The organism is Duganella fentianensis (assembly GCF_009857835.1).
GTDB classification, from domain to species: domain Bacteria; phylum Pseudomonadota; class Gammaproteobacteria; order Burkholderiales; family Burkholderiaceae_D; genus Rugamonas; species Rugamonas fentianensis.
On record NZ_WWCL01000003.1, the window covers coordinates 24,804 to 43,120 of the forward strand.

Annotated in this window: 17 protein-coding genes and 1 pseudogene; 10 read left to right on the forward strand and 8 right to left on the reverse strand. The window is 60.0% G+C overall.

Annotated elements, in window-relative coordinates:
- Positions 1 to 4: 4 nt before the first annotated feature.
- From GTP23_RS13295 to rpmH, 6 genes are all read right to left on the reverse strand, one after another.
- On the reverse strand, positions 5 to 874 hold the full coding sequence (locus tag GTP23_RS13295) for an ABC transporter ATP-binding protein (RefSeq protein WP_161035636.1): 870 nt from the start codon (positions 872 to 874) through the stop codon (positions 5 to 7).
- Between the two features lie 134 nt (positions 875 to 1,008).
- Complete coding sequence (mnmE, locus tag GTP23_RS13300; RefSeq protein WP_161035637.1) at positions 1,009 to 2,388, reverse strand: tRNA uridine-5-carboxymethylaminomethyl(34) synthesis GTPase MnmE; 1,380 nt, start codon at positions 2,386 to 2,388, stop codon at positions 1,009 to 1,011.
- 72 nt (positions 2,389 to 2,460) lie between these two features.
- Entirely contained in the window at positions 2,461 to 4,167 is a 1,707-nt protein-coding gene (gene yidC / locus GTP23_RS13305) for a membrane protein insertase YidC (RefSeq protein ID WP_161035638.1), read from the reverse strand.
- Positions 4,168 to 4,178: 11 nt separating this feature from the next.
- On the reverse strand, positions 4,179 to 4,445 hold the full coding sequence (gene yidD / locus GTP23_RS13310) for a membrane protein insertion efficiency factor YidD (protein WP_161035639.1): 267 nt from the start codon (positions 4,443 to 4,445) through the stop codon (positions 4,179 to 4,181).
- A complete protein-coding gene (gene rnpA, locus GTP23_RS13315; protein ID WP_161036206.1) occupies positions 4,442 to 4,900 on the reverse strand; it encodes a ribonuclease P protein component in 459 nt (152 codons plus the stop codon). Before rnpA ends, yidD begins: the two co-directional genes overlap by 4 nt.
- A 23-nt stretch (positions 4,901 to 4,923) precedes the next feature.
- The gene (gene rpmH / locus GTP23_RS13320; RefSeq protein ID WP_010401996.1) at positions 4,924 to 5,058 is read right to left on the reverse strand and encodes a 50S ribosomal protein L34; all 135 of its coding nucleotides are present in this window, start codon (positions 5,056 to 5,058) and stop codon (positions 4,924 to 4,926) included.
- Positions 5,059 to 5,447: 389 nt separating this feature from the next.
- Here rpmH and dnaA point away from each other — a divergent pair, with 389 nt between their 5' ends.
- The 6 genes from dnaA (at position 5,448) to GTP23_RS22770 (ending at position 13,169) form a co-directional block, all read left to right on the forward strand.
- On the forward strand, positions 5,448 to 6,845 hold the full coding sequence (gene dnaA / locus GTP23_RS13325) for a chromosomal replication initiator protein DnaA (protein WP_155436462.1): 1,398 nt from the start codon (positions 5,448 to 5,450) through the stop codon (positions 6,843 to 6,845).
- 109 nt (positions 6,846 to 6,954) lie between these two features.
- The gene (gene dnaN / locus GTP23_RS13330) at positions 6,955 to 8,061 is read left to right on the forward strand and encodes a DNA polymerase III subunit beta (RefSeq protein ID WP_155436461.1); all 1,107 of its coding nucleotides are present in this window, start codon (positions 6,955 to 6,957) and stop codon (positions 8,059 to 8,061) included.
- Positions 8,062 to 8,132: 71 nt separating this feature from the next.
- Complete coding sequence (gene gyrB, locus GTP23_RS13335) at positions 8,133 to 10,637, forward strand: DNA topoisomerase (ATP-hydrolyzing) subunit B (RefSeq protein WP_161035640.1); 2,505 nt, start codon at positions 8,133 to 8,135, stop codon at positions 10,635 to 10,637.
- A gap of 165 nt (positions 10,638 to 10,802) precedes the next feature.
- Positions 10,803 to 11,363: a hypothetical protein gene (locus tag GTP23_RS13340; protein WP_161035641.1), complete on the forward strand. Its 561-nt coding sequence runs from the start codon at positions 10,803 to 10,805 to the stop codon at positions 11,361 to 11,363.
- Positions 11,360 to 12,355 (forward strand): BtrH N-terminal domain-containing protein, encoded by a 996-nt coding sequence (locus tag GTP23_RS13345; protein WP_161035642.1) that lies wholly within the window; start codon positions 11,360 to 11,362, stop codon positions 12,353 to 12,355. The genes GTP23_RS13340 and GTP23_RS13345 overlap by 4 nt, the downstream gene beginning before the upstream one ends.
- 199 nt (positions 12,356 to 12,554) lie before the next feature.
- Entirely contained in the window at positions 12,555 to 13,169 is a 615-nt protein-coding gene (locus GTP23_RS22770; RefSeq protein WP_229256100.1) for a PEP-CTERM sorting domain-containing protein, read from the forward strand.
- Here the strand turns inward: GTP23_RS22770 and GTP23_RS13355 are convergent.
- Positions 13,166 to 13,801, reverse strand: a complete 636-nt coding sequence (locus tag GTP23_RS13355) for a hypothetical protein (protein WP_161035643.1) — start codon at positions 13,799 to 13,801, stop codon at positions 13,166 to 13,168. The genes GTP23_RS22770 and GTP23_RS13355 overlap by 4 nt on opposite strands.
- On the reverse strand, positions 13,801 to 14,823 hold the full coding sequence (locus GTP23_RS13360) for an NADP-dependent oxidoreductase (RefSeq protein WP_161035644.1): 1,023 nt from the start codon (positions 14,821 to 14,823) through the stop codon (positions 13,801 to 13,803). The genes GTP23_RS13355 and GTP23_RS13360 overlap by 1 nt, the downstream gene beginning before the upstream one ends.
- Positions 14,824 to 14,919: 96 nt before the next feature.
- Between GTP23_RS13360 and GTP23_RS13365 the strand changes: the two genes are divergently transcribed.
- From GTP23_RS13365 to ccmA, 4 genes and pseudogenes are all read left to right on the forward strand, one after another.
- Positions 14,920 to 15,849 carry a LysR family transcriptional regulator gene (locus tag GTP23_RS13365; protein WP_161035645.1) on the forward strand — a complete coding sequence of 310 codons (930 nt, stop codon included), beginning with the start codon at positions 14,920 to 14,922 and terminating at the stop codon, positions 15,847 to 15,849.
- A 57-nt stretch (positions 15,850 to 15,906) separates the two neighbouring features.
- Positions 15,907 to 16,569 (forward strand): TetR/AcrR family transcriptional regulator, encoded by a 663-nt coding sequence (locus tag GTP23_RS13370; RefSeq protein WP_161035646.1) that lies wholly within the window; start codon positions 15,907 to 15,909, stop codon positions 16,567 to 16,569.
- A gap of 8 nt (positions 16,570 to 16,577) precedes the next feature.
- The gene (locus GTP23_RS13375; RefSeq protein ID WP_229256101.1) at positions 16,578 to 17,585 is read left to right on the forward strand and encodes an HlyD family secretion protein; all 1,008 of its coding nucleotides are present in this window, start codon (positions 16,578 to 16,580) and stop codon (positions 17,583 to 17,585) included.
- A 1-nt stretch (position 17,586) separates the two neighbouring features.
- Positions 17,587 to 18,261, forward strand: a pseudogene (gene ccmA / locus GTP23_RS13380) (heme ABC exporter ATP-binding protein CcmA); the annotation flags it as partial.
- Positions 18,262 to 18,317: the final 56 nt, after the last annotated feature.

Sequence of the window (18,317 nt, forward strand, 5' to 3'; positions counted from 1 at the left end):
CTCCTCAGGCAGCGCTGCGCAGCGTCAGGAAGTACATATCTTCCAGACTGGGCGCACTGGGGACAAAGCCATCGCCGGGCGCTTCGGCCGCATGTACGCGGATCAGCGGCTGGCCGCCCTGCAAGCGGGTGGACAGCACCGTATAGCGCTGCTGGTAAGCGTCCAGCATAGTGGCGCTGACGCTGCGCTGCCAGATCGATGCCTGCAAGGTGGCGATGGCATCCTGCGGGGCGCCGCTGGCCACCACCCGGCCGGCCGCGATGATGGCCATGCGCGCACACAGATCGGTAACGTCGGCCACGATATGGGTGGACAGTATCACCACCACCTGCTCGCCTATGCGCGCCAGCAGATTGAGGAAGCGGTTGCGTTCATCGGGATCCAGCCCCGCCGTCGGTTCGTCGACGATCACCAGCCGCGGCGCGCCCAGCAGCGCCTGCGCTATGCCGAAGCGCTGCCGCATGCCGCCCGAATACGTGTGCACGGCACGCCGCCGCGCCTCCCACAGATTGGTCTGCTGCAACAGGGCTTCCACCATCTCGCGCCGCTCGCCACGGGCCGTAATCCCTTTCAGCACGGCGAAGTGGTTCAGCAGTTCCAGTGCCGATACCTTGGGATAGACGCCGAAGTCCTGCGGCAGATAACCCAGCTGGCGGCGCAACACCTGCGGCTGTGCCAGCACATCGATGCCATCCAGATGGATGCTGCCGCTATCGGGGCGCTGCAGGGTGGCGATGGTACGCATCAGCGACGATTTGCCGGCGCCATTCGGCCCTAGCAGGCCAAATAGTCCGGTAGGTATCTCCAGCGATATATCGCGGGTGGCGTGTACGCCATTGGCATAGGTTTTATGCAGGTTGCGCAGGGACAGCATCGGCTTCTTCCTCGGGATATGGACAAGTCGCGAGGGTAGCGCCGCAGGGCTGCGCGTAGGCGCGTCAGCGGACGAACGGCAGACAGCCGTGATGAACGGCGCTGGCGCCGGACGAACGGCGCCAGCGGGTAGCCTTATTTACCGATGCAGAAGCGGCTGAAGATCACGCCCAGCAGATCGTCGGACGAGAATTCGCCCGTAATGCTGGACAGCTGGGCCTGGGCCAGCCGCAGTTCTTCCGCGAACAGGTCGAGCGACTGGTCGTTCTGGGCCGCGTGTTCACCGGCGCGCGCCAGATGGGCACCGGCATTTTTCAGCGCGATCAGATGACGTTCGCGCGCCAGATACAGCGATTCGCCCGTCTGCTGCCAGCCGGCGATGCGCAGCAGTTCCGCGCGCAGCAGGTCGATACCAAGATTTTCATGGGCCGACAGATAGACGTGCACGGCATCGGCCATCTCATCAACGGAAGGCTTGTGGCCAGACAGGTCGATCTTGTTCCACACGCGCAGCACGGGCACCTCGGGCGGGAAAGCCGCCATGATGTTTTCATCGGCCCGGGTCGGGCCCTGATCGGCATCGAGCAGATGCAGGATCACATCGGCCTTGCCCACTTCGGCCCAGGTGCGTTCGATGCCGATGCGTTCCACCACGTCGATGCTGTCATCCACCGTGCGGATACCGGCCGTATCGATGATGTTGAGGGGGATGCCTTCGATCTGTATGGTTTCCGTGACCTTGTCGCGGGTAGTCCCGGCGATCGGCGTGACAATCGCCACATCATTGCCGGCCAGTGCATTGAGCAGCGAAGACTTGCCCACGTTGGGCTGGCCCACCAGCACCACGTTCAGGCCCTCGCGCAGCAGCGCGCCTTGCGCGGCCTGACGGAACACTTGATCGAGCGACTCCACGATGGCCTTGAGCTGGCCGCGCGCATCGGATTTTTCCAGAAAATCGATTTCTTCTTCGGGGAAGTCCAGCGTGGCTTCCACCAGCATGCGCAAGCCCGTCACGCCATCCACCAGCGCATTCACGGTCTTCGAGAAGGCACCGGACAGCGACTGCGAAGCCGACTTGGCCGCCGCTTCCGTCGACGCATCGATCAGATCGGCCACCGCTTCGGCCTGGGCCAGATCGAGCTTGTCGTTGAGGTAGGCGCGGCGGGTGAATTCGCCCGGCTCGGCCAGCCGCAAGCCCAGCTCGGCGCCCGCTTCCAGCACCCGTGCCAGCAGCAGCTGCAGCACGATGGGGCCACCGTGGCCCTGCAGTTCCAGCACATCCTCGCCCGTGTAGGAATGCGGTCCGGGGAAGAAGATGGCGATGCCCTGATCGATGATGCTGCCATCGGCCTGACGGAAGGGCAGATAGCTGGCGTGGCGCGGCTGCAGTTGGGTAGTGCCGAACAGCGCTGTCACCAGCCCTTGCAGGTTTTTGCCGGAAGCGCGCACCACACCGATGCCGCCGCGTCCGGGGGCGGTGGCAATCGCGGCGATAGGGGAAGTATCGATATTCATGATGGGATTGTAACCAAGTAAAAAAAAGCCCGCGATCAACACGGGCTTTTGTGCAACAAACTTCGGTGCGGTTTAGCTGTTAGCCGCTTCCGGTGCAGCGAATTTCTTCGTGATCACGTACTGCTGAGCGATCGACAGGATGTTGTTGACCACCCAGTACAGTACCAGACCGGACGGGAAGAAGAAGAACATCACCGAGAAGGCCAGCGGCATGAACAGCATCATCTTGGCCTGCATCGGATCAGCCGGCGCAGGGTTCAGCTTGGTGGTGATGTACATGGTGATCGCGTACAGCACTGGCAGCACATAGAACGGATCCGGTGCAGCCAGGTTGGTGATCCAGCCCAGCCATGCGGCGCCACGGATTTCCACCGAAGCCTGCAGCACCCAGTACAGCGCGATGAACACCGGCATCTGCACGAGGATAGGCAGACAGCCGCCCAGCGGGTTGATCTTCTCGGCCTTGTACAGTTCCATGGTGGCCTGATTCATCTTGGCCGGATCGCCTTTGTGGCGCTCGCGGATGGCCTGCATCTTAGGCGTCAGCACTTTCATCTTGGCCATGCTGCGGTAGCCGGCAGCCGACAGCGGGAAGAAGGCCAGCTTGATCAGGATGGTGAAGGCGATAATGGTCCAGCCCCAGTTGCCCAGTGCTTTGTGCAGCTGGTCCATGACCCAGAAGATAGGCTTGGCGATAATGGTCAGCCAGCCATAGTCTTTCACCAGTTCCAGACCCGGGGTAACTTGCTCCAGCAGTTTTTCAACTTGCGGGCCCGAGTACAGACGCGCGTCGTTGCTGATGGTGGCGCCCGGCGCCAGCGTACCCAGCGGCTGGGTCACGCCGATGGCGTACTGGTTGGTCGTCACTTTGCGGGTGAAGATGGTGCGTGCCAGCTTGTCCTGCGGTACGAAAGCCGAGACGAAGAAGTGCTGGGAAATCGCGAACCAGCCATTGTCGGCCTTGGTCGGGTGATCCTGCACCACGTCCTTGCCCGTCTTGGCCGCTTCAGCCGCAGCTTTTTCCAGCGATTCGAACTTCAGCTTGTGGTATTTGTCCGCTTCCGTGTACAGGGTAGGACCGGTGTAGCTACTGTTGAAATACGAGTCGCCAGCCGGTTTGTTACCGTCGTGTACCAGTTGCAGATACAGTTCAGGCTTGATTGCCGCCGTGCCCACGTTGGTAATGTCATGACGCACATCGATCACGTAGTCGCCGCGCTTGAAGGTGAAGGTTTTGGTCAGCTTGACGCCGCCGGCTTCCGCTTCCAGCACCAGCTGGATCTGGTTAGCGTCATTCAGCATGCGCGGACCAGGCTTGGCCACGAAGCCGGTCTGATGCGTCGGCAGGCCGGGCGCGCCGATCAGGCCGGTTTCAGCCAGATAGGTCTTGCCGGTCGCACCGTCCACATCGAACAGCACCTGATTTTTGCTTTCATCGATACCGTCTTTGAACTTCAGCAGTTCCAGACGGCGGATGGTACCGCCCAGGGTATCCACGTCAACGCGGAACAGGTCGGTAGTAATGGTCACGCGTTCGCTCTTGAACGGTTCGGCTGGCGCAGCCGCGCCGGCCGTTGCAGCGGCAGCGCTAGCGGCCGGTGCAGTGGCAGCCGCCGAGGCCGGCAATTCGGCTTTCTTCGCTTCCGGCGCCTTGGCCGTTTGCGGCGGTGGCGGTGCAAACATCGATGGATGGCCGTTCGATACTTGCCAATTGTTCCACAGAACAATCATCGACACGGCAAACACGATCCACAGGATGGTACGTTTATTGATATCCATTACGGTATTTATCAGGAGTGGTTGCAACCGCAAGCGGTCGTTGAAGAATTCGATTTTTTACTCTCGGCCGGCGGCACCGGATCGTGGCCACCGGGATTCCACGGATGGCAACGGCAGATGCGCCTGGCGGCTAGCCAGCTACCCCGCGCAGCGCCATGCTCTTGCAGCGCTTCCAGTGCGTAGTTCGAGCAGCTCGGATAGAAGCGGCACGCAGGCGGCAGCAGCGGGCTGATCGCCAGCTGGTAGCCGCGCACCAGAAAACGTAGCAATTTTTTCATGATGCGGCAGATGGAGGCGGTGGCGCCGAAGACAAGGCCGGCTTGGGCGCACGCGCCGCTGCCGTTCTGGCCTGAGCGAACAGACGTGACAATTCCACCCGCAGCGCCGCTTTTAACGTCGCCGAGGTGGCTGGACCGTCCTTGCTGTTGACCGGTCTGGATAAACGCACCAGACAATCGATCGCCGGCAGGCCAGTCTGACGGAACAGTTCGCGCGTGACCCGTTTGATGGTGTTACGCGTTACTGCGCGCGGCGCAAACCGTTTGGCCACCACCACCCCGAGGCGCGCATGGGGCAGCGCACTGGGACGGGTGTAGAGCACAAAGTGGGCGCTTTTTTGCGTAGGGCGCAAACGAAAAACGGATGAAAATTCATCCGTTTTAACGATGCGCCGAACGCGCGCGAAGTCGTGTGAACCTTCGCCTGTCGAGCCGTTTTGCAAACAGCTGTCCATGCGATCAGCGAACAAGCGGTGGCTTATACAGCCAGACGCTTGCGGCCTTTTGCGCGACGTGCGTTGAGCACATCACGGCCACCACGGGTAGCCATACGAGCGCGGAAGCCGTGGGTACGCTTGCGGCGCACGACGGAAGGTTGGTAAGTACGTTTCATGTTGGTCTCGCTTAAAGCAGAAAAAAATGCAAAATCGGGTTGTGGCCCCGTCAGTTTTTGGTGCCAATGACACTTCGCGCACCTATGCCACCGATACCGGCACAAGCTGGGTCCATCTCATCGCCCGCTAAATCCACGCTTACTCCATATTGACGTCACAGTGAATAAACACGGAATACGGGCGGGGAACCCTGAATTATCAGCATTTTGCCCCCCCTTGTCAACAACTGATGACGCCGGAGACCAGCCGGCGATGCGAAAAATAAGCGTCGCGCCTGTGGATAACTTCGCCCGGCGAGAGTAGAATAGCGCGTTACGTGTGACGAACCCCGGGTTCGATCCCACCCTGATCAGTAGTACCGAAGTCGTTAAGAATAGATATAAGATTCATGGAAAATTTCTGGCAGACGTGCTCCGCCCAGCTGGAGCTGGAGCTGACGCCGCAACAATTCAGCGCGTGGATTAAGCCGCTCATCCCCCTCGATTACGAGGCGGGCAAGCTGCGCATGGCCGCCCCTAACCGCTTCAAACTGGACTGGGTGAAGACCCAGTTTGCCAGCCGCATCACGGCGCTGGCCTGCCAGTACTGGGACGCCCCGACGGAAGTGCAGTTCGTGCTCGATCCGCGCCTGTCCGCGCCGAAAAAGGCCAGCACTGTTGCGCCGGTTCCTGATATCAATGGCGGTGCGCCTAGCGGCAACGCGCGCATGGCCGACCCCGTGCCATCGGTGCCGGAACTGCCCGCTTCGGCCGCACCGCGCCGCGAGCAGAGCCGCATCAATACCGACCTCACTTTCGACAGCTTCGTCACGGGTAAGGCCAACCAGCTGGCCCGCGCAGCGGCAATCCAGGTAGCGAATAATCCCGGTGTGTCCTACAACCCGCTGTTCTTCTACGGCGGCGTGGGCCTCGGTAAGACCCACCTGATCCACGCGATCGGCAATCAGGTGATGGCCGACCAGCCCGGCGCCAAGATCCGCTACATCCACGCCGAGCAGTATGTGCGTGACGTGGTGACGGCTTACCAGCGCAAGGGTTTCGACGACTTCAAGCATTACTACCACTCGCTGGACATGCTGCTGATCGACGATATTCAATTCTTCGGCGGCAAGAGCCGTACGCAGGAAGAATTCTTCTATGCGTTCGAAGCGCTGATCGCCGCCAAGAAGCAGATCATCATCACTTCGGATACCTATCCGAAGGAAATCACGGGCATGGACGACCGCCTGATCTCGCGTTTCGACTCGGGTCTGACGGTGGCCATCGAACCGCCGGAACTGGAAATGCGCGTGGCGATTCTGCTCAAGAAAGCCAAGCAGGAAGGCGTCACCTTCTCGGACGACGTGGCCTTCTTCGTGGCCAAGCACCTGCGCTCCAACGTGCGTGAGCTGGAAGGCGCGCTGCGCAAGATTCTGGCCTACTCGCGCTTCCACGGCAAAGACATCACCATCGACATCGTCAAGGAAGCGCTGAAAGATCTGCTGTCGGTGCAGAACCGCCAGATTTCGGTGGAAAACATCCAGAAAACCGTGGCCGACTTCTTCAACATCAAAGTGGCCGATATGTATTCCAAGCGCCGGCCGGCGAATATCGCCCGTCCGCGCCAGATCGCCATGTATCTGGCCAAGGAGTTGACGCAGAAGAGTCTGCCGGAAATCGGTGAACTGTTCGGTGGCCGTGACCATACCACCGTGCTGCACGCCGTGCGCAAGATCGCGCTGGACCGCACCAAAAATCCGGAATGCAACCACGAGCTGCACGTGCTCGAGCAAACCCTCAAAGGCTGATGCCGGAGGCTGGCAAGAGCCGTGCTTTGCCTTTATGATTTAGGCAATCTGCCCACAAGGCAAAGTTGTTAAAAATTTACGATTCAATCTTTAAACCTGAGGATAAGCTATGCAATTGGTCAAAACCACCCGAGATACTCTTCTCCGGCCACTGCAGATCGTGAGCGGTATTGTCGAGCGTCGGCACACTATGCCGATTCTGGCCAATATCCTCATCAGCAAAGAGGGCGAGAGCGTCTCCTTCCTGTCCACTGACACCGAAGTACAGATCACCACCCACGCCGACATCGGTTCCGGCGCGGAAGTGACGGGCACCACCGTGGCCGCCCGCAAGCTGCTCGACATTCTGCGCGCACTGCCGGAATCGGGCGACGTCACCATGACGCTGCTGAACAAGCGCCTGACCGTACAGTCGGGCAAATCGCGCTTCGCCCTGCAAACGCTGGCCGCGGAAGAATTCCCTACCGTGCAGCAAGCCGACAGCTACAGCGCCAGCGTGACCCTGCCGCAAAAAACCCTGAAGCACCTGTTCAACATGGTGCACTTCTCCATGGCCCAGCAGGACATCCGCTACTACCTGAACGGCCTGCTGCTGGTGCTCGATGGTAACAACGTGATCGCCGTGGCGACCGACGGCCACCGTCTGGCTTTCTGCCAGGTGGAAACGGAGCAGACCTTTGCCCGTCAGGAAGTCATCATCCCGCGCAAGACCATCATCGAACTGCAGCGCCTGCTGGAAGAAAACGACGAGACCGTGCAACTGGACATCGCCGCCAATCAGGTCAAGCTGCGCTTCGCCGACATCGAACTGATTTCGAAACTGGTGGAAGGCAAGTTCCCTGACTACACCCGCGTGATTCCCAAAGGCTATCAGAACGAATTCACTATCGGCCGCGATGAGCTGCTGCGTTCGCTGCAACGTGCCGCCATCATGACCAGCGATAAATTCAAAGGCGTGCGCTGCATCATCACCCCGGGCAGCATGAAAATCAGCTCGACCAATGCCGATCAGGAAGAGGCCGTGGAAGAACTGGAAATCGATTACGGCGGCGACAGCGTCGATATCGGTTTCAACGTCAGCTATCTGCTCGACGTACTGAACAATCTGAAATGCGATCAGGTCAATGTGGCACTGGGCGATTCCAATTCGTCCGCGCTGATTTCCATCCCCGACAATGCCGACTTTAAATATGTCGTCATGCCGATGCGGATCTGATCCAGCTCTAGTGATTAGCATAGTTCGTTGTACCGCGTTTTTTACTGTCCAGATATAAAAGAAAGCAGCACATGTCCGCCATTCCAGCAGAACAAGCAGCAAGCGCTCCGGCCAAGACCGAAGAATACGGCGCCGCGTCTATCCAGATCCTCGAGGGTCTGGAAGCGGTGCGCAAACGTCCCGGTATGTACATCGGTGACACCTCGGACGGCACCGGTTTGCACCATCTGGTGTTCGAAGTGCTGGATAACTCGATTGACGAAGCGCTGGCTGGCCATTGCACGGAAATCGTCGTCACCATCCATGCGGACAATTCGATTTCGATTACCGACAATGGCCGCGGTGTACCGACCGGCCTGAAGATGGACGACAAGCACGATCCTAAGCGCTCCGCTGCCGAGATCGTGATGACCGAGCTGCACGCAGGCGGTAAATTCGACCAGAACGCCTATAAAGTCTCGGGCGGTCTGCACGGCGTGGGTGTGTCGTGCGTGAACGCACTGTCGAAAACCCTGAAGCTGACCATCCGCCGCGACGGCAAAGTGCACTTCATGGAGTTCGCCCGTGGCGTGCCCGTGAACCGCGAAATGAGCATGCAGGATGGCGTGGCTGTCTCCCCTATCAAAGTCATCGGCGAGACCGACAAGCGCGGTACCGACGTGCACTTCTGGGCTGACGAAACCATCTTCGGCGTGGTCGAATTCCATTACGAAATTCTGGCCAAGCGTATCCGCGAACTGTCCTTCCTGAACAATGGCGTCAACATCAAGCTGACCGACCAGCGCACCGGCAAGGAAGAAGTGTTTGCTTTCGAAGGCGGCACGCGCGGCTTCGTCGAATACATCAACAAGGCCAAGACGGTGCTGCACCCGACCGTGTTCCAGGCTACCGGCGAGCGTCTGTCCGATCAGGGCACGAATATCTCGGTGGACGTGTCCATGCAGTGGAACGATGCCTACAATGAACAGGTACTGTGCTTCACCAATAACATTCCCCAGCGTGACGGTGGTACCCACCTGACCGGTCTGCGCGCGGCCATGACCCGCGTGATCAACAAATACATCGAAGAGCAGGAACTGGCCAAGAAAGCCAAGGTCGAGATCTCGGGCGACGACATGCGCGAAGGCCTGACCTGCGTGCTGTCCGTAAAAGTACCGGAGCCTAAGTTCTCGTCGCAGACCAAGGACAAGCTGGTATCGTCGGAAGTGCGTGGCCCGGTCGAAGAGATCGTGGCAAAAACGCTGGCCGACTACCTGCAGGAAAAACCCAACGACGCCAAGATCATCTGCGGCAAAATCGTCGAAGCAGCGCGCGCCCGTGAAGCCGCCCGCAAGGCACGCGACCTGACCCGCCGTAAAGGCGTAATGGATGGTCTGGGCCTGTCGGCCAAGCTGGCCGACTGTCAGGAAAAAGATCCGGCCCTGTGCGAACTGTACATCGTCGAGGGTGACTCCGCAGGCGGCTCGGCCAAACAGGGCCGCGACCGTAAGTTCCAGGCGATTCTGCCGCTGCGCGGTAAGGTGCTGAACGTGGAGAAGGCGCGCTTCGAGAAGATGCTGTCGTCGGAACAGATCACCACCCTGATCGCCACGCTGGGCACCTCGATCGGACCGGACGAATTCAACGTCGAAAAACTGCGCTACCACCGCATCATCATCATGACCGATGCGGACGTCGACGGCGCCCACATCCGTACCCTGCTGCTGACCCTGTTCTACCGCCAGATGCCGGAACTGGTCGAGCGTGGCCACGTCTACATCGCCCAGCCGCCGCTGTACAAAGTCAAAGCCGGCCGCGACGAGCGCTATCTGAAGGACGACGCCGAAGAAGCCACCTACATGATGAATGTAGCGCTCAACACGGCCGCCCTGACCCCGCGCGAAGGCGCCGATCCTATCGTCGGCGAAGCGCTGGCCGAACTGGTACGCCAGTTCAATCTGGCCAACGTCATCATGACCCGTCTGACCCGCGTGATCGACCGCGCTGCGCTGACCGCCATCATGACGGGCGTCACGCTGAACCTCGATACGGCCGAACTGGCGGAAGCTTCGGCCAGCGCGCTGAACGCCAACATCAACGACAGCAACGTCAAAGTTTCGGTACGCTCGGACGAGCTGACCGGCAAGCACCTGCTGTGGATCGAGCGTATGCATCACGGTAACGTCAAAGTCAGCGCGATCGATCCTGACTTCGTACGCGGTGCCGATTACGCCGTACTGGCAGCTGCTTCGGCCACCTTCACGGGCCTGATCGGCGAAGGCGCCTACGTGCGTCGCGGCGAAGGCGAGCGCACCAAGGAATCCAGCGTGACCGACTTCCACCACGCCATGGAATGGCTGCGTGACGAAGCCGAGCGCGTGGTATCGAAACAGCGCTACAAAGGTCTGGGCGAGATGAATCCGGATCAGCTGTGGGAAACCACCATGGACCCGCAAGTGCGTCGTCTGCTCAAGGTACAGATCGAAGACGCGATTGCTGCCGACCAAATCTTCACCACCCTGATGGGCGACGATGTGGAACCACGCCGTGCCTTCATCGAAAACAACGCTCTGCGCGCCGGTAATATCGACGTGTAAGCTTGTCGGGCAATACACAAAATGAAAAACTCGACCGCTTGGTAAAAATTCATTCACTCAGTTGATGAAAATTTCCGGAGGCGGAGCAAACTGAAGGGCCAGCAGGGGCTATCCTGTTGGTCCCTTTTTTATCTCAAAATACTCTCGTGGTGTAATATTCCAATTATGGACCAAAATACTCTCTCAGACGCTGAGTTCGCGCTGCTCGGACTGATAAGTGAAACCGGGTCAATTTCAGGCTATGGCCTGATGATGCTGGCCGCAACGCGAGGAATGTCGCATTGGGCGAACCTGAGCGCTTCAAATGTTTACAAGCACCTCAAGGCACTGCGAGGGACAGATTTGATCGACACGATCCACGATGTGGAAAAGCGCGGTCGCGGCCCGTCGGGATTGCTCTACTCAAGCAGCGCGCATGGGCACTTGGTACTGCGGAATCTGGTTGAACAGTCCATCGTGGACGCACGTGAGCAGTCGACCTCGTTCAAACTGGCTTTGGCGTTCAGCGGTTGTGTTCCCGCGAAACGTCTCGCGACTCTGTTTTCCAGCCGCGAAAGCAAACTGCGCAGTCGTCTGGCGGACATTGAGGCAGCAAAAATGGCGCAACCGAATACTGCTGAGTCACGATCTGCTTCACTCTTGTTCGAATACGTCATGCAAGGTGTGGCTCATGAGGTGCAGATGGCACGGAACTTTGCGCAGTTGATTACTGGAGAGTGCTCATGACATCGATGTTGATCCCAGACTTCCAACCTTACAAAGGTGCACACTGCGAAACAGTCGCGACTGGGTCGCTTCTCAAGGCCATCGGCATTGACCTGTCGGAGCCTATGCTCTTTGGGCTAGGTGAAGGACTAAGTTTTGTATTCCTCAATCTGGCCACACTACCTCTTCCCTTCATCGGCGGCCGCGTGCAGCCTTTCGATCTCACGACGGCGCTTTGTCAAAACCTCGGAGTCGTCTGCCACGCCACTGAAACTAGCTCTAGAACCAAGGCCTGGATCAACCTGGAAAAGACCATACACGGCAGGGTGCCGGTCGGCCTTCAGCTTGACGCCTACTACCTCGACTACTTTTCAAATCCCTTTCACTTCGCAGGGCACTTTGTCGCTGTCTATGGCATCGACTCTGATAGCGTCTGGGTCGTAGACACAACTCAACAGGGAACAACCCATCAGGTCGCGCGCCGGAGAATTGAAGAAGCTCGCTTCGCAAGGGGCCCCATGGCTGCACGAGCCAGGTCCTGGACCATCACCCGCTCTGACCAGATGATGGACTTGCCAGCTGCCATTCGTAAAGCGATACGTTCGAATGCGGCGGCGTACTTGACGCCTGCATTTAAGGGCGCTTCCCACCTCGGGATTCGCAAGCTCTCGACCTCTTTGCCGAAATGGCTGCAGATCAGTCGTGCCCCTGATCAGGACCTCGCACAGACCGCGCTGCTCATGGAGAAAGCAGGCACAGGAGGATCGTTATTTCGTAACTTCTATCGCGACTTTTTGATTGAATCGCTAGGCCACCTTGATCAAGGCAAGGAGCTGGTTGACAGGGCTGCGGAACAGTTCGGCGCTTCCGCGCACAACTGGGCAAAAGTAGCGGAACTCATACAAGTTGCTGGGGAGGAGAGGAAGGTGGAACCATTACGGGAAGCCTCTATCATTTGCAAAGAGATCGCAGAACTGGAAGTAGCGGCTATGCGCTTACTTGCGCACCTGTAAGCCCCTCCAGGCTTAATCCCGTCAGTCGCCAGTACAGCATGTTCCCCCCCTGATCACATTGCTTCCCGGACCCTTACTCCTAATCAAAAAGTTGCAATTCAATCCATTCAGACTATGGAGTGGTGATTTTTTAGATGATATTGTGCTAACACAATTATCCAATCATACATCTGCATCTTTGCTGATACACGGAGTAACCATGCCATCCTTCCTCAAGACCTCGCTCTCTCTCGGCCTGCTGGCCTTATCGCTCAACGCGCACGCCGGCAAAATCACCATCGATTTCGATGACTACGGCGCCTCAGTATATTCTGGATACATTATCGATACCCGCTATGCTGGCTTGGACTGGTCCAATTTTGGCGTCATCGAAGGTAACTCGATTCCCAACTCCGGCTATGTGTGGGGCACGGTTTCCGGCAAGTACGCTGCCTTTAATTCAAGAGGTGACGATGCAAGTTTCTCCAGCGGAAGCGACAAGAATTTCACGCTATACGATCTGCTGCTTACCGCAGCATGGCGTGATAGCACGGTGGAGTTCTACGGCTACGACAACGGCCAGCTCAAGAAAACCCTGTCAGTCAATACTTCTGCAACCACCCCGGTTCTCGTGCACTTCAATTGGAGCAATATCGATGCTGTACGCCTGCATGTGGTCAGCAAGAACTATGGTGCCCAGCAAGTGGTCGATAATATTAAGCTCGAGTTCACCGCGCCACTGCCAGTACCAGAGCCGGAAACCTACGCCATGCTGCTTGCTGGTCTGGGCCTGATCGGCTTTGCGCGCCGCCACAAGGCAAGTCTGCGCGCTTAACGCAGATCGGCACTGCAGTAGTAGACCGTTCCGATTATAGGAACAAGCCGCGCCAGCGCTGCTGTATTCGCTTCCACACCGTTCTTTTCAAGCTGCACCGCCTGCGCGACAGGCTGGCGCAGGCGAACGATGTGGTCAAAGTCTGGCCGGCTATCGATCAGCTTGATCAGAAAGCTGCCTACAGGAATATAGCGCGCTTGCTGCTGCACTTGTGCCTGATGCTGCAAGGGACGGAATAGCAGTACCTCATCCACGATTAACGCTGCATCGGGATAGCGCAGCTTTCCGTCCTGCTCAAAGTGCCCCTGATAGGCATGCGCCGTGAACTGACGCAGGGGCATCGCTGCATCCGGGCCCAGCCGCGACAGTTCGAACTGCTCCGGCTCCAGCGTCCACAAGCCTGTCCCCGCCTGAACTTCCGTACGCACGGCAACATCGAGTTCGGCATTCGCAAAATGCACGCGCAGGACCACCTGCGTATCGTGCGGCGCATGGAACATCGGCAGATGCGATGCGTACAGCCCATCCTTATCCCCGAACAGTGCCATGCCATGCAGGCCGTAGCTGGCATCCGCCGCCCAGCCCAGCATAGGCATTAGCAGCGCCAGCAGGGCGAAGCAGCGCGTGCGCATCAGACCTCCACCAGCAGCTTGCCGCGATGCTCGCCCGTGAACAGGGCGTTGAGCGCCTGCGGCAATTGCTCGAAACCGTGCAGCACATGCTGCTCGAACACGATTTCGCCGCGCTGTACCCACGGCCCGACGATGGCCAGCATTTCATCCATGCGGTGCAGATAGTCGCGCGCGAGGATGCCCTGTATGGTGGCGCGCTGGTACAGCACATGGTGCAGGAAGCGCGGCCCCAGCGTGGGCGCGTCGAGATGGCCGTTGTACTGGCTGATCTGCCCGCAGATCACGATGCGCGCGCGCCGCTTGATTTCGCCAACCACGGCATCGGTGACCATGCCGCCCACATTGTCGAAGTACACATCGACGCCACCGGTCAGCTGGCGGATCTGTGCCGCCAGCGCGGCGTGATCGTGATAGGCGCGGTAATCGAGCACCCAGTCTGCGCCCAGTTGTTCCTGCAGCCAGCGGCATTTCTCCGCGCCACCGGCTATCGCCAGCACGCGCGCGCCATGCTTCTTGGCGAACTGCACCACCAGCGAACCCACGGCACCGGCCGCGCCGGACACCACCACCACTTCACCGGCACGCGGCTTGCCTGCCTCGGTCAGACCGAACCACGCCGTGCGCCCCGGCATGCCGAGCACACCGAGCGCCGTGCTGACGGGCGCCAGTTGCGGATCGATCCGGTTCACAGCGGAAGCATGCAGCACGGCATGGGTCTGCCAGCCGCTGTAGGTGCGCACCCAGTCGCCGGGCTGGAAACCCGCCGCGTTCGAGGCCAGCACCTGCGCCACCACGCCGGCCTGCTGCACGATGCCGACCGGATGCGGGTGCGGATCATAGGTAGGCTTGCCCGACTGACCGATACGCATGTAAGGATCGACGCTGATGTAGCGCGCTGCGATCAGCAATTCGTCGCGCCCCAGCGCGGTATCGAGCGGCTGTTCCTCATAGCGGTAGTGTTCGGGGCCGACCAGATCCACCGGCGCCTGCTGGTAGATCCACTGGCGATTCAGAATAGTCATGCCTGCTTGCCTGTTGATGAAAAAGTAGGCATATTAGCGAGCGCAATACATGAACGTAAAGCAAATGATTTTCAACTTTAATGTCCCAATTGGAAAATGAACCTGTCTGACCTGCGCGTTTTTCTGGCCGTGGCCCGCCACAGTTCCCTACTGGCCGCAGCGGAACAGCTGCACCTGACGCCGTCCGCCGTGTCCAAGGCGCTGCGCCGTCTGGAACAAAGCCTGTCGAGCGAACTGTTTGACCGCAGCACACGCCAGCTGGTGCTCAATTCGGCGGGCAAGCTATTGCGCGAGCGTGGCCAGCATCTGATCGCGCTGGCCGCGCAGACCGCAGCGGACTTGCAGGGGGCCCGCGCCAGTGTCGAACTGAACATCGGTGGACCGGCCATCCTGCTGTGGCGCGAAGGTCCCCGCCTTGCCCAGCAGTTGCGCACCAGTGGCAATGGCACGGTGCGCCTGCAAGCCCTGTACGAAGAAGCAGCCTTGCGCGCACTGGCACGCGGCGACCTGCATGTCGCCATCGTTACGGGCGCGGTGATCGACGGTGCCGGCGCCAGCTGGTCGGCCGACTGGGATCGACAGGCACTGGGCAGCACCGCCCTGCAACTGGTGGCCGGCACCAGCCATCCTCTGCTGGCGCAGCACCAGCCTGATGCCGACGGCACGATACAGCTTCCGGTAGCGCAGGTGCTGGCGCATGCGTTTGCCTGCCCCACCCGCTCGCTGTTCTGCGGACAGGATCGGGGCCAGCGCTCCGATGGCTGGCGCGATGATGTGCTACCGCGCCAGATCGCGTATCTGGCCGACGATCTGCAGTTGCTGCTGGGTTTTGTGCGGCGTGGCGAAGCGCTGGCCTACCTGCCCGAAGCGGCGCTCACCGAACCGGGTCTGGTGCGCATACGCACGCTCGATTGCCCCTTCGTCTGCAATGAATCCGTCTGGCTGGTGTGGAATCGCACAACGGCGCCAGCGTGGCTCAGCCAGCTGATCGCCCTGACTGATGACGCGGGCCCGAGCACTGCTTGACAGGGCCCGTCATTCGGCGGAGACTAGTTATTAGTCACATGACCAATAACCAGTTCCATGGCCCGACCCTCGCAAAATATCGACCAGACTCTGCTCGCCAGCGGGCGTGAGCTTTACCCGCAACACGGCTTTGCAGGCCTGTCCGTGCGCCAGATCTGTGAACATGCGGGCGCCAATGTCGGCATGTTTCACTACCACTTCCAGAGCAAGAACAACTACGTCGGCGTATTGCTGCAAGGGCTGTATGACGAAGTGTTTGAGCAGCTGGCAGCGCAGGCTGCCCAGCAGGGTTCTGCGCTGGAACGGTTGCGTGCCGCACTCTGCCTGCTGGGCCGGCTGATACGCCAGCATGGCAACTGGATCAGCCGGGTCTGGACCGATGCGGGGCTGGGCGAGGAGGTGGCACGTCTATTCCTGCAACACAATGCACCACGCCACGTGGGCTTGTTGATGGCCCTGCTGGAAGAAGCCACTGAGGCCGGTGAACTGCCACCCGCTGCGCCTATGCAGCGCTTCGGTTTTCTAATGGGCTCCGTACTCACGCCCATGATCTTGCTGCCTGCCGCAATGCAATTCCAGCTTCTGCCCGTCCAGCTAGCGGCCAGCGTCGAAGCCGATGTGTTCAGCGATGCCGCGATTGCCGACCGCGTGAACCGCGCCCTCAATGCCCTGGCGCTACCCGCGACACCACTCGCTGCCAGCCACCACCCTTCAACATGAGACAGCCCATGAAATCACTGCCTGCCACCTCCCTGCATCCCGCGTTGGCCGCGCTGCTGCTGACCGGACTCTGCACGGGCCTGCTCACGGGCTGCACGCAGCAGGCCCCCGCCTACTGGTCAGGCTATGCCGAAGGCGAGTATGTGTATGTGTCCTCCCCGCTGGCCGGACGGGTAGAGGCCGTGGCCGTGCTGGCAGGTCAGACCGTGGCCAAGGATGCGCCACTTTTCAGCATCGACGCCGAAAGCGAGCAGATCGCGCAACAGGAAGCGGCCGCGCGGCTGAATAGCGCGCAGGCACAGGCCAGCAATCTCGATACCGGCAAGCGGCGCGATGAACTGGCCGTCACGCAGGCCCAGCTGGCACAGGCACGGGCGGCCGAAGCACTGGCCAGCCATGATCTGCAGCGCCAGCAACAGTTGGCCGCGCAAGGCTTTGTTTCGAAGGCGCGCGCCGAAGATGCGGCCACGACGCTGTCCCAGAGCCGCGCCCGCGTGGCAGAACTTGCCGCAGCCGTGCAGGCGGCCCAGTTGCCCGGCCGGCAGGATGAAAGAACCGCGCAACGTGCAGCAGCACAGGCGGCACAGGAAGTTCTCAAGCAAAGCCAGTGGCGCACGCGCCAGAAGCAGCAGAGTGCCATGCAGGCAGCGCTGGTGGCCGAGGTGTACTACCGCGTGGGCGAGTATGTGCAGCCCGGACAGCCCGTGCTGTCGCTGCTCCCGCCGGCCAATATCAAGGCGCGCTTCTTCGTGCCCGAGCAGGACGTGGGCACTTTGCGCGCCGGTCAGGCCGTCACGATTTCCTGCGATGGCTGCGGCACGCCCATTCCTGCCCAGATCAGCCGCATCGCCACCCAGCCCGAGTTCACGCCGCCAGTGATTTATTCCAACGGCCAGCGCAGCAAGCTGGTCTTCATGGTGGAAGCGCGCCCGCAGCTCAAGGATGCAACCCGTCTTAAACCGGGACAGCCACTGGATGTGCGTCTGGCGGCAACGGCTAGCGTTCAGGGCAACTAGCATGCAGACGTCCACTTCCCTCGCCATCGATGTGCATGGGCTGACCAAACGCTATGGCGGCCGCAACGTGGTCGACGCTATTTCGCTGCAGGTGGAAACGGGGCGCATCGTCGGTTTTCTCGGCCCCAACGGCAGCGGCAAAACCACCACCATCCGCATGATCTGCGGCCTGCTCACACCGGATGCGGGACAAGGTAGCTGCCTCGGTCTCGACATCATGGCCGACGCCATCGCCATCAAGCGCGAAGTGGGCTATATGACGCAGAAATTCGGTCTGTATGAAGATCTCTCCATCCGCGAAAATCTCGACTTTGTCGCGCGCCTGTTCGAACTGCCGCAACGCCAGCAGACGGTAGACGAAGCACTGCAACGCCTCGGCCTGACGGCCCGACAGGAACAACTGGCCGGTTCGCTCTCGGGTGGCTGGAAACAGCGGCTGGCACTGGCCGCCTGCCTGATCCACCAGCCGCGCCTGCTACTGCTGGATGAACCCACGGCCGGCGTCGACCCCAAGGCACGGCGCGATTTCTGGGACCAGATTCATCAACTGGCGCAGCAAGGCATTACGGTACTGGTCTCCACCCACTACATGGATGAAGCGGAGCGCTGCGACAGTCTGGTGTATATCGCTTACGGCAAAATTCTGGCGCAGGGCACGGCGGCCGCCATCGTCGCCGATGCTGGTGCACGCAATCTGGAAGATGCCTTCGTCAAGCTGGTGGGTCAGGCAGA

What these genes read in the sequence shown, in the direction of transcription:
- rpmH (WP_010401996.1), bottom strand. Translation starts at nt 5,058, where the DNA reads ATGAAACGTACTTACCAACCTTCCGTCGTGCGCCGCAAGCGTACCCAC.
- GTP23_RS13360 (WP_161035644.1), bottom strand. Translation starts at nt 14,823, where the DNA reads ATGACTATTCTGAATCGCCAGTGGATCTACCAGCAGGCGCCGGTGGAT.
- dnaA (WP_155436462.1), top strand. Translation starts at nt 5,448, where the DNA reads ATGGAAAATTTCTGGCAGACGTGCTCCGCCCAGCTGGAGCTGGAGCTG.
- GTP23_RS13370 (WP_161035646.1), top strand. Translation starts at nt 15,907, where the DNA reads ATGGCCCGACCCTCGCAAAATATCGACCAGACTCTGCTCGCCAGCGGG.
- GTP23_RS13365 (WP_161035645.1), top strand. Translation starts at nt 14,920, where the DNA reads ATGAACCTGTCTGACCTGCGCGTTTTTCTGGCCGTGGCCCGCCACAGT.
- GTP23_RS13295 (WP_161035636.1), bottom strand. Translation starts at nt 874, where the DNA reads ATGCTGTCCCTGCGCAACCTGCATAAAACCTATGCCAATGGCGTACAC.
- GTP23_RS22770 (WP_229256100.1), top strand. Translation starts at nt 12,555, where the DNA reads ATGCCATCCTTCCTCAAGACCTCGCTCTCTCTCGGCCTGCTGGCCTTA.
- GTP23_RS13340 (WP_161035641.1), top strand. Translation starts at nt 10,803, where the DNA reads ATGGACCAAAATACTCTCTCAGACGCTGAGTTCGCGCTGCTCGGACTG.
- GTP23_RS13375 (WP_229256101.1), top strand. Translation starts at nt 16,578, where the DNA reads ATGAAATCACTGCCTGCCACCTCCCTGCATCCCGCGTTGGCCGCGCTG.
- mnmE (WP_161035637.1), bottom strand. Translation starts at nt 2,388, where the DNA reads ATGAATATCGATACTTCCCCTATCGCCGCGATTGCCACCGCCCCCGGA.
- GTP23_RS13355 (WP_161035643.1), bottom strand. Translation starts at nt 13,801, where the DNA reads ATGCGCACGCGCTGCTTCGCCCTGCTGGCGCTGCTAATGCCTATGCTG.
- gyrB (WP_161035640.1), top strand. Translation starts at nt 8,133, where the DNA reads ATGTCCGCCATTCCAGCAGAACAAGCAGCAAGCGCTCCGGCCAAGACC.
- yidC (WP_161035638.1), bottom strand. Translation starts at nt 4,167, where the DNA reads ATGGATATCAATAAACGTACCATCCTGTGGATCGTGTTTGCCGTGTCG.
- rnpA (WP_161036206.1), bottom strand. Translation starts at nt 4,900, where the DNA reads ATGGACAGCTGTTTGCAAAACGGCTCGACAGGCGAAGGTTCACACGAC.
- GTP23_RS13345 (WP_161035642.1), top strand. Translation starts at nt 11,360, where the DNA reads ATGACATCGATGTTGATCCCAGACTTCCAACCTTACAAAGGTGCACAC.
- yidD (WP_161035639.1), bottom strand. Translation starts at nt 4,445, where the DNA reads ATGAAAAAATTGCTACGTTTTCTGGTGCGCGGCTACCAGCTGGCGATC.
- dnaN (WP_155436461.1), top strand. Translation starts at nt 6,955, where the DNA reads ATGCAATTGGTCAAAACCACCCGAGATACTCTTCTCCGGCCACTGCAG.